The organism is Stenotrophomonas maltophilia group sp. LNF247 (assembly GCF_054083135.1).
Window position 1 is genome coordinate 200,618 of the sequence record NZ_JBSRQL010000002.1, and the last position, 12,029, is coordinate 212,646.

Annotated in this window: 11 protein-coding genes; 10 read left to right on the forward strand and 1 reads right to left on the reverse strand. The window is 67.9% G+C overall.

Annotation, left to right across the window (positions count from 1 at the left end; genetic code table 11):
- The first annotated feature begins 426 nt into the window (after positions 1–426).
- From ilvC to leuB, 9 genes are all read left to right on the forward strand, one after another.
- On the forward strand, positions 427–1,401 hold the full coding sequence (ilvC, locus tag ACTXG9_RS03035) for a ketol-acid reductoisomerase (protein WP_021202138.1): 975 nt from the start codon (positions 427–429) through the stop codon (positions 1,399–1,401).
- 39 nt (positions 1,402–1,440) lie between these two features.
- A complete protein-coding gene (gene ilvG, locus ACTXG9_RS03040; RefSeq protein WP_058983527.1) occupies positions 1,441–3,177 on the forward strand; it encodes an acetolactate synthase 2 catalytic subunit in 1,737 nt (578 codons plus the stop codon).
- Entirely contained in the window at positions 3,161–3,412 is a 252-nt protein-coding gene (locus ACTXG9_RS03045; protein ID WP_005410947.1) for an ACT domain-containing protein, read from the forward strand. The genes ilvG and ACTXG9_RS03045 overlap by 17 nt, the downstream gene beginning before the upstream one ends.
- A 96-nt stretch (positions 3,413–3,508) precedes the next feature.
- On the forward strand, positions 3,509–4,600 hold the full coding sequence (locus ACTXG9_RS03050) for a threonine dehydratase (protein WP_111099069.1): 1,092 nt from the start codon (positions 3,509–3,511) through the stop codon (positions 4,598–4,600).
- A complete protein-coding gene (locus ACTXG9_RS03055) occupies positions 4,597–6,183 on the forward strand; it encodes a 2-isopropylmalate synthase (RefSeq protein ID WP_180832761.1) in 1,587 nt (528 codons plus the stop codon). Before ACTXG9_RS03050 ends, ACTXG9_RS03055 begins: the two co-directional genes overlap by 4 nt.
- Positions 6,184–6,193: 10 nt before the next feature.
- Positions 6,194–6,973, forward strand: a complete 780-nt coding sequence (locus ACTXG9_RS03060; RefSeq protein ID WP_180832760.1) for a class I SAM-dependent methyltransferase — start codon at positions 6,194–6,196, stop codon at positions 6,971–6,973.
- 60 nt (positions 6,974–7,033) lie between these two features.
- Positions 7,034–8,452 carry a 3-isopropylmalate dehydratase large subunit gene (gene leuC, locus ACTXG9_RS03065; RefSeq protein WP_021202143.1) on the forward strand — a complete coding sequence of 473 codons (1,419 nt, stop codon included), beginning with the start codon at positions 7,034–7,036 and terminating at the stop codon, positions 8,450–8,452.
- Complete coding sequence (gene leuD, locus ACTXG9_RS03070) at positions 8,452–9,030, forward strand: 3-isopropylmalate dehydratase small subunit (RefSeq protein WP_021202144.1); 579 nt, start codon at positions 8,452–8,454, stop codon at positions 9,028–9,030. The genes leuC and leuD overlap by 1 nt, the downstream gene beginning before the upstream one ends.
- Complete coding sequence (gene leuB, locus ACTXG9_RS03075) at positions 9,020–10,081, forward strand: 3-isopropylmalate dehydrogenase (RefSeq protein WP_021202145.1); 1,062 nt, start codon at positions 9,020–9,022, stop codon at positions 10,079–10,081. Before leuD ends, leuB begins: the two co-directional genes overlap by 11 nt.
- 107 nt (positions 10,082–10,188) lie before the next feature.
- Here the strand turns inward: leuB and ACTXG9_RS03080 are convergent, their stop codons facing one another.
- Positions 10,189–10,962, reverse strand: a complete 774-nt coding sequence (locus ACTXG9_RS03080) for an SDR family oxidoreductase (RefSeq protein WP_111099202.1) — start codon at positions 10,960–10,962, stop codon at positions 10,189–10,191.
- A 117-nt stretch (positions 10,963–11,079) separates the two neighbouring features.
- Between ACTXG9_RS03080 and ACTXG9_RS03085 the strand changes: the two genes are divergently transcribed.
- Positions 11,080–11,985: a LysR family transcriptional regulator gene (locus ACTXG9_RS03085; protein WP_456115448.1), complete on the forward strand. Its 906-nt coding sequence runs from the start codon at positions 11,080–11,082 to the stop codon at positions 11,983–11,985.
- The last annotated feature ends 44 nt before the right edge of the window (positions 11,986–12,029 follow it).

The window sequence follows — 12,029 nt, forward strand, 5'->3', positions numbered from 1 at the left end:
GAGGGTTGACACCGCCAAAACGGCTGTGTTTCTCTCGATCACATGTTGCATCACAACACGCCACTGCGAACCCACATTGAAGCCGCCGACACCGGCGCCGCCTCGCTGCGTTCGATTCTTGTGCTCGTACTTATTACCCAGCCACCAGGTGCGGGACGAGCCAGCGTGTAAGCAACAAACACACCGGAACTCATCAAAACCCGCACCCGCCCCGGTGCGGGTTTTTTCATTTCAGGACCTGGTTTCAGACGCAACCACCATGACCAACGCTCAGTGCAAAGCCCGGCCCCGGACCACCACCACGCCTCGTGGTGGCTGTGCCTGTGCGATGCGCAGCGCCTCCTCCACCGCTTTCCCCTGACCGGCCGGTACGTCACCTCGACGACCGGCCGTTCTTTTTTCTTCCCACCGCAAGGAACCTCCCCCATGAGCACCAACGACCTGCCCCAGACCAAGATCGCCGTCATCGGCTACGGCAGCCAGGGCCGCGCCCACGCACTGAACCTGCGCGAATCCGGCTTCGATGTGGTGGTAGGCCTGCGTCCGGGCGGCCCGACCGAGGTCAAGGCGCAGGCCGATGGCTTCACCGTGAAAGCACCGGCCGATGCGGTGAAGGATGCCGACCTGGTCGCCGTGCTGACGCCGGACATGGTGCAGAAGAAGCTCTACGACGATGTGCTGGCGCCGAACATGAAACAGGGTGCGGTGCTGTTGTTCGCGCACGGCCTGAACGTGCACTTCGACATGATCAAGCCGCGCGACGACCTCGACGTGGTGCTGGTCGCACCGAAGGGCCCGGGCGCGCTGGTCCGTCGTGAATATGAAATCGGCCGCGGCGTGCCGTGCATCTGGGCGGTCTACCAGGACAAAAGCGGCAAGGCCGCCGAGTACGCACTCGCCTATGCAGCCGGCCTGGGTGGCGCCCGCGCCAACCTGATCCAGACCACCTTCAAGGAAGAGACCGAAACTGATCTGTTCGGCGAGCAGGCGGTGCTGTGCGGTGGCGCTTCGGCGCTGGTGCAGGCGGGCTTCGAGACCCTGGTGGAAGCCGGTTACCAGCCGGAAATCGCCTATTACGAAGTGCTGCACGAACTGAAGCTGATCGTGGACCTGTTCTACGAAGGTGGCATCTCGCGCATGCTGGAGTTCATCTCCGAGACCGCGCAGTACGGCGACTACGTCAGCGGCCCGCGTGTGATCGATGCCGGCACCAAGGAACGCATGAAGGAAGTACTGAAGGACATCCAGGACGGCACCTTCACCAAGAACTGGGTGGCCGAGTACGAAGCGGGCCTGCCGAACTACAACAGGTTCAAGCAGGCCGACCTGGAGCACCCGATCGAGAAGGTGGGCAAGGAACTGCGCGCCAAGATGGTCTGGTTGCAAGGACAGGCCGCGTAAACGCGCGGCCCTCCCCCACCCGCTTTGCAAGGTTCCCCCATGAACTCTTCGACACATCGCAGCGCGCCGCCCAACGGCGCGCGCTGGCTGACCCAGGCGCTGGAGGCCGAAGGCGTCCGCACGCTGTTCGGCTATCCAGGTGGCACCATCATGCCGTTCTACGACGCGCTGGTGGATTCGTCGCTGAAGCACATCCTGGTACGCCATGAGCAGGGCGCGGCGCTGGCCGCCAACGGCTTCGCCCGCGCCAGCAACCAGGTCGGCGTCTGCGTAGCCACATCGGGCCCGGGCGCCTCGAACCTGGTCACCGGCATTGCCGATGCGATGCTCGATTCGGTACCGATGGTCTGCATCACCGGCCAGGTCGGCACGCCGCTGCTGGGCACCGACGCCTTCCAGGAACTGGATGTGTTCGGCCTGACGATGCCGATCGTCAAGCACAGCTGGCTGGTGCGCAGCGTCGATGACCTGCCGCGCGTGGTGGCCGATGCGTTCCGCATTGCCCGTGAGGGTCGCCCCGGCCCGGTGCTGATCGACCTGCCCAAGGATGTGCAGTTGGCCGATGCCAGCCATCTGCCGGCGCATGTGCCCAGCAGCGTCGAACCGCCGCCGGCGCCGGCCGAGGCCGCCATCGCCGAGGCCATCGCCGCGCTGGCCGCAGCCGAGAAGCCGGTGGTCTACGCCGGTGGCGGCATCGCGCTGGGCGATGCCGTGCAGGACCTGCGCGACTTCGTCGAGGCCAGTGCCATCCCCACCGTGATGACCCTGCGCGGCCTGGGTGCCCTGCCGGCCAGCCATCCGCAGTCGCTGGGCATGCTGGGCATGCACGGCACTCGCGCGGCCAACATGGCGGTGCAGGAAAGCGACCTGCTGCTGGTGCTGGGGGCGCGTTTCGACGACCGTGCCACCGGCAAGCTGGCCGAGTTCGCCCCGTTCGCCCGTGTGGTCCACATCGATGCGGACGCCTACGAGATCTCCAAGCTGCGCAGCGCCGATGTCGCCGTGCCTGGCAACGTCGGTCACGCCATCCGCGCCCTGCGTGCGGCCTTCCCCTCCCCCAAGGCCCACCAGGAGGCGTGGCGCAAGCGCTGTGCGCAGCATCGCGATCGCTTCGCCGCACGCTACGACGCACCGGGCCAGCACATCTACGCACCGGCGTTGCTGAAGCGCCTGAGCGAGCTGGCCCCGGCCGATGCGGTGATCGCCTGCGATGTCGGCCAGCACCAGATGTGGGTGGCCCAGCACTGCCGCTTCAACCACCCGCGCAACCACCTGACCAGCGGCGCGCTGGGCACCATGGGCTTCGGCCTGCCGGCGGCGATGGGTGCGCAGTTTGCCTGCCCCGACCGCACCGTGGTGCTGGTGTCCGGCGATGGCAGCTTCATGATGAACGTGCAGGAGCTGGCGACCATCGCCCGCTGCCGCCTGCCGGTGAAGATCGTGCTGCTGGACAACAGTTCGCTGGGCATGGTGCGGCAGTGGCAGGAACTGTTTTTCGCCGAGCGTTACAGCGAGATCGACCTGTCCGACAACCCGGACTTCGTGGCATTGGCGCAGGTGTTCGGCATCGCCGCCACCCGCATCGACAACCGCGACGACGTGGAAGGCGGCCTGGCCGCGCTGCTGGCCGAGCCGGGCCCGGCCCTGCTGCACGTGGCCATCGATGCACGCGCCAACGTGTGGCCGCTGGTGCCGCCGAACACCGCCAACAGCACGATGCTGGAAAGCAATCCCGCCCATGCCCGCCAGGAGACCCCCAATGCAATACCGGCTTGACCTGGTGCTGCACCCGGCCGAAGGCGCGCTGCTGCGCGTGATCGGCATGGCCGAACGTCGCGGCTTCGCGCCGCGTGCGATCAGCGGCGCGCCGGTAGCTGCCGACGATGGCCGCTGGCACCTGCAGCTGGTCGTGGATGGCCAGCGCCCGGCGGAAACGCTGTGCCGGCAGATCGAGAAGATCTACGACTGCGTGTCCGTACAGGTCACCGCCGTGGAAGGAGTATCGCCATGAACACCCGTACCGTAGCGACCACGGTGCCGGTACGGAGGCGTCTTCTTCGCCGCCCGTGCCCGCATGCGGCGGTCGCCCGCACCGCGCTGGTGGCCCATGCCGGCCGCTGATGCCAGCCAGGAAAGCGATGCCGGCGACGTAAGCGTTGCCGACGTACTGGCGGCGCAGGCCCGCCTGCGCCGCTTCCTGCCGCCCACTCCGCTGCACCATGCCGAGCGCTTCGGTACCTGGCTGAAGCTGGAGAACCTGCAGCGCACCGGTTCCTACAAGGTGCGCGGCGCGTTGAACGCGCTGCTGGCCGGCCGCGAGCGCGGCGATACCCGGCCGGTGATCTGCGCCTCGGCCGGCAACCACGCCCAGGGCGTTGCGTGGGCGGCCTATCGCCTGGATGTGCCGGCCATCACTGTGATGCCCCATGGTGCACCCGCCACCAAGATTGCCGGCGTCGCCCACTGGGGCGCCACCGTGCGCCAGCACGGCAACAGCTACGACGAGGCCTACGCCTTCGCGGTCGAACTGGCGCGGCGCCACGGCTACCGCTTCCTGTCCGCGTTCGATGATGCCGACGTGATCGCCGGCCAGGGCACGGTCGGCATCGAACTGGCCGCGCATGCCCCTGACGTGGTGATCGTGCCGATCGGCGGCGGTGGACTGGCCTCCGGCGTAGCCCTGGCGCTGAAATCACAGGGCGTGCGCGTGGTTGGTGCACAGGTAGAAGGCGTTGATTCGATGGCGCGCGCGATCCGTGGCGATGCCCGCGAGATCGCCCCCGTCGCCTCGCTGGCCGATGGCGTGCGAGTGAAGATCCCCGGCTTCCTGACCCGCCGCCTGTGCACCTCGCTGCTGGACGACGTGGTGATCGTGCGCGAAGCCGAGCTGCGCGAAACCCTGGTGCGGCTGGCGCTGGAAGAACACATCATCGCCGAGGGCGCCGGCGCGCTGGCGCTGGCTGCCGGCCGCCGCGTCGCGGGCCGCCGCAAGTGCGCAGTGGTCTCCGGCGGCAACATCGATGCCGGCGTGCTGGCCGGCCTGCTTACCGACATCCGGCCGCGCCCGCCGCGCAAACCGCGGCGACGGCGCAGCGAAACACCCCGCTCGCCCGCCAGGGCCAGCGCGCCGTCCTCCCCCACCTCTTCCCCTTCCCACCTGCAAGCCGCAACGCCCGCTGTCGAGGAGATTTCCCTGTGACCACCATCGAACGAATTACCACCCCGCGCATCCGCATCTTCGACACCACCCTGCGTGACGGCGAGCAGTCCCCCGGCTGCAGCATGAGCCCGCCGCAGAAGCTGGTGATGGCGCGTGCGCTGGACGAACTGGGTGTGGACATCATCGAAACCGGCTTCCCGGCCAGCTCGCAGTCCGACCGCGAGGCGATGGCACTGATCGGCCGCGAACTGCGCCGACCGAGCCTGAGCCTGGCGGTGCTGTCGCGCTGCCTGCAGGCCGATATCGAGACCTCGGCAAGTGCACTGGAAGCCGCGGCCAACCCGCGCCTGCACGTGTTCCTGTCGACCAGCCCGCTGCACCGCGAACACAAGCTGCGGATGACCCGCGAGCAGGTACTGGAATCGGTACGCAAGCATGTATCGCTGGCACGCTCGTACATCGACGATGTCGAATTCTCGGCCGAGGATGCCACCCGCACCGAGCTGGACTACCTGATCGAAGTCTCGCGCGTGGCCATTGCCGCCGGCGCCACCACCATCAACCTGCCCGACACCGTCGGCTTCACCACGCCGGAAGAAATCCGCGCGATGTTCCAGCAGGTCATCGCCGGCGTCGCCGACGTTCCGAACGCCGCCAATGTGATCTTCAGCGCGCACTGCCACAACGACCTGGGCCTGGCCGTGGCCAACTCGCTGGCCGCCATCGAAGGTGGCGCGCGCCAGGTCGAGTGCACCATCAACGGCATCGGCGAGCGCGCCGGCAACTGCTCGCTGGAAGAGATCGCGATGGTGCTGAAGGTGCGCCAGGCCTTCTACGAGCAGGACAGTTCGATCAACACCCCGCGCATCGTCGGCACCTCGCAGCTGCTGCAGCGCCTGGTCGGCATGCCGGTACAGCGCAACAAGGCCATCGTCGGTGCCAATGCCTTTGCCCACGAATCGGGCATCCACCAGCACGGCATGCTGCGCCATCGCGGCACCTACGAAATCATGCGTCCGGAAGACGTGGGCTGGGAGGATTCGCAGATGGTGCTGGGCCGCCACAGCGGTCGCGCCGCCGTCGAAGCGCGCCTGCGCGCGCTGGGTTTCTGGCTGGACGAAGACGAACTGAAGCTGGTATTCGAGCAGTTCAAGGGCCTGTGCGAGCAGCAGCGCGTGGTCACCGATGCCGACCTGCAGACGCTGATGCAGGGCGGCTCCAATGCACAGGGCTACCGCTTGGCCTCGATGACCATCAGCGATGTGGGCAGCCGCGCCAACGCGCTGGTCGAACTGTCCGACCCGGACGGCAACCGCGTGGCCGAAACCGCACAGGGCGACGGCCCGGTCGATGCGCTGTTCGGCGCGCTGTCGGCCGCCACCGGCGTGCAGCTGATGCTGGACAGCTACCACGTGCACAGCGTCGGCATCGGCGCCGATGCGCGTGGCGAAGCCAACCTGAGCGTGCGCCACGAGGGCGTGGAGTACGACGGCACCGGCACCAGCAAGGACATCATCGAAGCCTCCGCGCTGGCCTGGCTGGATGTTGCCAATCGTCTGCTGCGCCAGCGCCAGGCCGCCGCCCACAGCAGCACCGACGTTCCCACCCCCGCCACCGCCTGAGGAACCCGCCATGAGCGCCTTCGACACCCCCACCCCGGCCAGCGCCGCTGGCCAGCAGTGGAATGCCCAGGACTATGCGATCGATGCCGGCTTCGTGCCTCTGCTCGGCGGCGCGGTCTCGCGCCTGCTCGACCCGCGCGCGGGTGAACGCATCCTCGACCTGGGCTGTGGCGATGGTGTGCTCAGCACCGAACTGGCGCTGAGCGGTGCGCGCATCCACGGCGTGGATGCCTCGCCGGAACTGGTGATCGCCGCCCGCGCGCGCGGTGTCGATGCCCAGGTGATGGACGGCCACGCACTGTCGTTCAACAGCGAGTTCGATGCAGTGTTCAGCAACGCGGCACTGCATTGGATGGGCACTCCCGACCGCGTGCTGGAAGGCGTGCGCCGCGCCCTGCGCCCCGGCGGCCGCTTTGTCGCCGAATTCGGTGGCCATGGCAACGTGGCCACGATCATCGCGGCGGTACAGGCCGCGCGCGTGGCCCACGGCCATGGCGCCAGCACCTTCCAGTGGTATTTCCCGACGGCCGATACCTACGCCGACCGCCTGCGCCAGCATGGCTTCCAGGTGCAACTGATCGAGTGCACGCCGCGCCCAACGGCATTGCCGACCGGCGTGGCCGGCTGGCTGCGCGTGTTCGCCGCGCCGCTGCTGGACGACCTGCCAGCCGAGGCACGCGCTACGGTGCGCGAGGCCGCGAGCGCGCTGCTGGCCGAGCTGCCGCGCAACGCCGCCGGCCAGCCGCTGGCGGACTATGTGCGGCTGCGCGTGCTCGCCCGCCGTCGCTGACTTGACCGTTCCGCTTTCTTTACTGATGTTCGCTATTTCGTACTTCTGCCAGGCATACGCATGACTTCCGCTCCCCGCACCCTGTACGACAAACTGTGGGACGCCCACGTGGTGGTTCCCGAATCCGACAGCGCGCCCGCCGTGCTGTACATCGACCTGCACCTGATCCACGAGGTGACCTCGCCGCAGGCGTTCACCGAGCTGCGCGAGCGCGGCCTGTCGCCGCGCCGCCCGGACCGCACCAAGGCGACGATGGACCACTCCACGCCGACCCTGCCGGCCGCCGCGGACGGCACGCTACCCTATGCCAGCGCCGCCTCCGAGGCACAGGTCGCCACGCTGGCACGCAACTGCGCCGAGCACGGCATCGAGCTGTTCGACATGGCCTCGGACAATCGCGGCATCGTCCACGTGATCGCGCCGGAACAGGGCTTCACCCAGCCGGGCATGACCATCGTCTGCGGCGACAGCCACACATCCACCCACGGGGCCTTCGGTTCGCTGGCGTTCGGCATCGGCACCAGCGAAGTCGGCCATGTGCTGGCCACGCAGTGCCTGCTTCAGCGCAAGGCGAAGACCTTTGCGATCACCGTCGATGGCCCGCTGGCGCCCGGCGTCGGCGCCAAGGACGTGGTGCTGCACATCATCGGCGTGATCGGCGTCAACGGCGGCACCGGCCACGTCATCGAGTTCCGTGGCAGCACCATCGAAGCGATGGACATGGAACAGCGCATGACCCTGTGCAACATGTCGATCGAGGCCGGTGCACGCGCCGGCATGGTCGCGCCCGACCAGGTCACCTTCGACTTCGTCGCCAACACCCCGCGCGGCCCAAAGGGCGCCGATTTCGAGGCTGCGGTGGCGCGCTGGCAGCAGCTGCGCAGTGATGACGGCGCGCGCTTCGACAGCGAAGTACGCATCGACGCCACCGACATCCGCCCGACCCTGACCTGGGGCACGCATCCGGGCACCGCCATCGCGGTGGATGCGCCGATTCCCGCCGCCAACGATGCCGCCGCACAGAAAGGCCTGGACTACATGCACTTCCAGGCCGGCAAGGCACTGGCCGGCACGCCGGTGGACGTGGTGTTCGTCGGTTCGTGCACCAACGGCCGCCTGAGTGACATGCGCGAGGTCGCGCAGGTGCTGCGCGGCCGCCGTGTCGCTGAGCGGGTGCGCATGCTGGTGGTGCCAGGTTCGGAGATCGTCAAGCGCGAGGCCGAGGCCGAGGGCATCCACGAGATCGTGCGCGCTGCCGGGGCCGAGTGGCGCGAGCCGGGCTGTTCGATGTGCATCGCCATGAACGGCGATCTGGTCGCGCCCGGCCAGCTGGCCGTGAGCACCAGCAACCGCAATTTCGAGGGCCGCCAAGGCCCCGGTTCGCGCACCCTGCTGGCTTCGCCGATGAGCGCGGCGTGGGCCGCGGTCAACGGGCACGTGGCCGATACCCGCGAACTGTTCGCACAGGAGGTGGCGTGATGGCCGGTTTCCGTACCCTGACCTCGGCCAGCGTGGTGCTGCGCCAGACCAACATCGACACCGACCAGATCATCCCGGCACGGTTCCTGTCCACCACCGAGCGTGCCGGCCTGGGCCGCAACGCGTTCAATGACTGGCGCTGGCAGGCTGATGGTTCGCCGGTGGCCGACTTCGCCTTCAACCAGCCGCACAACGCCGGCCGCAGCATCCTGCTGGCGGGCCGCAACTTCGGCTGCGGTTCTTCGCGCGAACATGCGCCGTGGGCGCTGACCGACCTGGGCCTGCGTGCCATCGTCAGCAGCGAGATCGCCGATATCTTCCGCGGCAACGCGCTGAAGAACGGCCTGCTGCCGATCGTGCTGGACGAGGCCGACGTGCAGGCGCTGATGCAGCGCCCGGACGATGCGCTGACCATCGACGTGGCTGCGCGCGAACTGCGCACGCCCGATGGCCGCGTCTATTCCTTCCCGCTGGATGGCTTCTCGCAGACCTGCCTGCTGGAAGGCGTGGACCAGTTGGGGTATCTGTTGGGCCGTGTCCCTGAAATCGAACGTTACGAGAGTGAGCATGCACGCTGAAATTGTTGTCCTGCCCGGTGATGGCATCGGCCCGGAAGTGGCCGCCGCGGCAGTGGCCGTCCTGAAGGCCGTCGCCGAGCGCTTCAACCACACCTTCACCTTCAGCGAGCACGACATCGGTGGCGTTGCCATCGACCGCCACGGTGAACCGCTGCCGGCGTCGACCCTGGAAGCCTGCCAGGCCGCCAACGCCGTGCTGCTGGGCGCGGTCGGCGGCCCGAAGTGGTCCGACCCGAATGCCAAGGTGCGCCCCGAACAGGGCCTGCTGGCGATCCGCAAGGCGCTGGGCCTGTACGCCAACCTGCGCCCGGTGCGCACCCACGAAGCCGCGCTGCATGCCTCGCCGATCAAGGCCGAGCTGCTGCAGGGCGTGGACTTCGTGGTGGTGCGCGAGCTGACCGGTGGCATCTACTTCGGCGACAAGACCCGCGACGCCGACAGCGCCAGCGACCTGTGCCGCTACACGGTGGCCGAGATCGAACGCGTGCTGCGCAGTGCCTTCCGCCTGGCCCAGCAGCGGCGTGGCAAGGTCACCTCGGTGGACAAGGCCAACGTGCTGGAGACCTCGCGCCTGTGGCGTGACGTGGCCGCTCGCATCGGCCGCGAGGAGTTCCCGGAGGTGGCGCTGGAGCACCAGCTGGTCGATTCGATGGCCATGCACCTGCTGGCCAAGCCGCGCGAGTACGACGTGATCGTCACCGAGAACATGTTCGGCGACATCCTCACCGACGAAGCCTCGATGCTGGCCGGCTCGCTCGGCCTACTGCCGTCGGCCTCGCTGGGTGAGCCGGGTGCGGTCGGCATCTACGAACCGATCCACGGTTCGGCCCCGGACATCGCCGGCAAGGGCATCGCCAATCCGTACGCGACGATCTTCAGCGCCGCGATGCTGCTGCGCCATTCGCTGGGGCTGGAAGCCGAGGCTGCGGCGGTGGAAGCTGCAGTGCACGCCGTGCTGGACGATGGCGTGTTCACCGCCGATCTGGCCGCCAAGGGCCAGGCGGTGAGTACCGCCGCTGCCACCGACGCCGTGCTCGCCAAGCTGCGCTGACCCATCGGGCAACACCTGTAGAGCCGAGCCATGCTCGGCTCATGCAACAGCAGTCGAGCATGGCTCGACTCTACAGGTAGCAGGCAGCCACGCCAGGCGTGGCTGCATTATTTGGTGGTGTACCCACCATTGACCAGGATGGTCTGCCCCGTCATCCACCAGCCATCGGTGACCAGGAAGCGGATCCACGGCACGATATCGGCGATGTCGGTCAGCCCGGTGCGGGTGAACGCCGAGAGCGCGGCCGCGGTCTTGTGGTACGCCTGCGCATCGGCACTCTCAGCCGGGTAGAAGAACGGCGTGTCCATCGGGCCGGGCCCGATCGCAGTCACCGAGATGCCGCGCTCACCGAACTCCTTCGACGCCGCGCGGGTGAAGTGCTCGACTGGCGCCTTGGTACCGGCGTAGCTGGAATAGAACGGCGTGTAGGCACCCAGCAATGAGGTGACCAGGGTGCAGATGCGACCACCGTCGTTGACGTGGCGGCCGGCTTCCTTGAGGAAGAAGAACGCCGCCTTGGCGTTGACCGCGCTCATCTCGTCGTACTCCGCTTCGCTGATGTCCAGCAGCGGTTTCTTCAATACCTTGCCGACCGTATTGATGGCGATGTCGGGACGGCCGACTGCGGCCACGGCATCGGCGAACAAGCGCTCCATCGTTGCCGCCGAGGTCAGGTCCCCCTGCAGGGCCACCGCCTTGCTGCCGGCGGCCTGCACTGCGGCTACAGTCGCTTCTGCATCCGCCTGGGTAGCGGCACTGTTGTAGTGGATGACGATGGCTTTGGCGCTCTGTGCGGCGAAGTCGCGGGCGATCAGGCCGCCCAGGTTCTTGGCGCCGCCGGCGATCAGCACGGTCTTGCCCTTGAGGGAATGCTCGGTCATGGCTTCGGTCTCGGGAGGGGGCTACCCGGGGTGGCAACCCTGCCCTGACGACGATATCGTGCAGAAAAAGCGGATAAAGCCCGCCACATTGACTTAACTTTCCAGAGCAAGCGAACAATGGACCGGATCGATCGCTTCCGCATCTTCACCCGGGTGGTGGAGTGCGCCAGCTTCACCCGCGCCGCCGACCAGCTCGGCCTGCCCCGCTCGACCGTTTCGGCGGCGGTGGCCGAGCTCGAACAGAGGCTCGGCACCCGCCTGCTGCAGCGCTCGACCCGCCGGGTGTCCACCACCCATGATGGCGACGTGTTCCATGCCCGCTGCCTGCGCCTGATCGCCGAGGTTGAGGACGCCGAATCGCTGTTCCGTCAAGACGATGCGCAACCGGTCGGTCTGCTGAAGATCGACGTGCCCAGCCGCATCGGCCGCCGCATCATCGCACCGGCGCTGCCCGAATTCTTCGCGCAGTATCCGCAGGTGGAAGTGGACCTGGGCATGACCGACCGCGCGGTAAACCTGATCGAGGACGGTTGCGATGCGGTGCTGCGGGTCGGTCAACTGGGCGATTCCAGCCTGGTGGCGCGCACGCTGGGCCAGCTCGACTTCGTCAACGTCGCCGCGCCCGCTTACCTGCGCGAACACGGCATGCCGCAGCATCCTGCCGACCTGCCGCAGCACCGCGCGGTGAACTACGCGTCGCCGACCACGGCACGGGTGGAACCGTGGGAGTGGCAGGACGGCGGCCAACTGCGCACGCTGCCGATGCCCGGCTGGGTGCGGGTGAACAGCGCCGAGGCATCGATTGCGTGCTGTGTGGCGGGGTTGGGGTTGCTGCAGATTCCGCGCTACGACGTGCAGGCCGAACTGCAATCCGGCGCGTTGGTGGAGGTGATGCCACAGCACGTGGCGCAGCCCTTGCCGGTCACCCTGCTGCAGCCGCATCGGCAGCACCGTGCGCTGCGCGTACAGGTGTTCATCGAATGGCTGCTGCCGGTGCTACGGATCGGTCTGCAGCTGCAGTAGATCCACGCCATGCGTGGATGCATGCATCCGTGCCAACCAAGGTT

Bases quoted from the DNA above. Each gene is read 5' to 3' on its own strand.
- ilvC (WP_021202138.1), top strand. From the start codon at position 427: ATGAGCACCAACGACCTGCCCCAGACCAAGATCGCCGTCATCGGCTAC.
- ilvG (WP_058983527.1), top strand. From the start codon at position 1,441: ATGAACTCTTCGACACATCGCAGCGCGCCGCCCAACGGCGCGCGCTGG.
- ACTXG9_RS03045 (WP_005410947.1), top strand. From the start codon at position 3,161: ATGCAATACCGGCTTGACCTGGTGCTGCACCCGGCCGAAGGCGCGCTG.
- ACTXG9_RS03050 (WP_111099069.1), top strand. From the start codon at position 3,509: ATGCCGGCCGCTGATGCCAGCCAGGAAAGCGATGCCGGCGACGTAAGC.
- ACTXG9_RS03060 (WP_180832760.1), top strand. From the start codon at position 6,194: ATGAGCGCCTTCGACACCCCCACCCCGGCCAGCGCCGCTGGCCAGCAG.
- leuC (WP_021202143.1), top strand. From the start codon at position 7,034: ATGACTTCCGCTCCCCGCACCCTGTACGACAAACTGTGGGACGCCCAC.
- leuD (WP_021202144.1), top strand. From the start codon at position 8,452: ATGGCCGGTTTCCGTACCCTGACCTCGGCCAGCGTGGTGCTGCGCCAG.
- leuB (WP_021202145.1), top strand. From the start codon at position 9,020: ATGCACGCTGAAATTGTTGTCCTGCCCGGTGATGGCATCGGCCCGGAA.
- ACTXG9_RS03080 (WP_111099202.1), bottom strand. From the start codon at position 10,962: ATGACCGAGCATTCCCTCAAGGGCAAGACCGTGCTGATCGCCGGCGGC.
- ACTXG9_RS03085 (WP_456115448.1), top strand. From the start codon at position 11,080: ATGGACCGGATCGATCGCTTCCGCATCTTCACCCGGGTGGTGGAGTGC.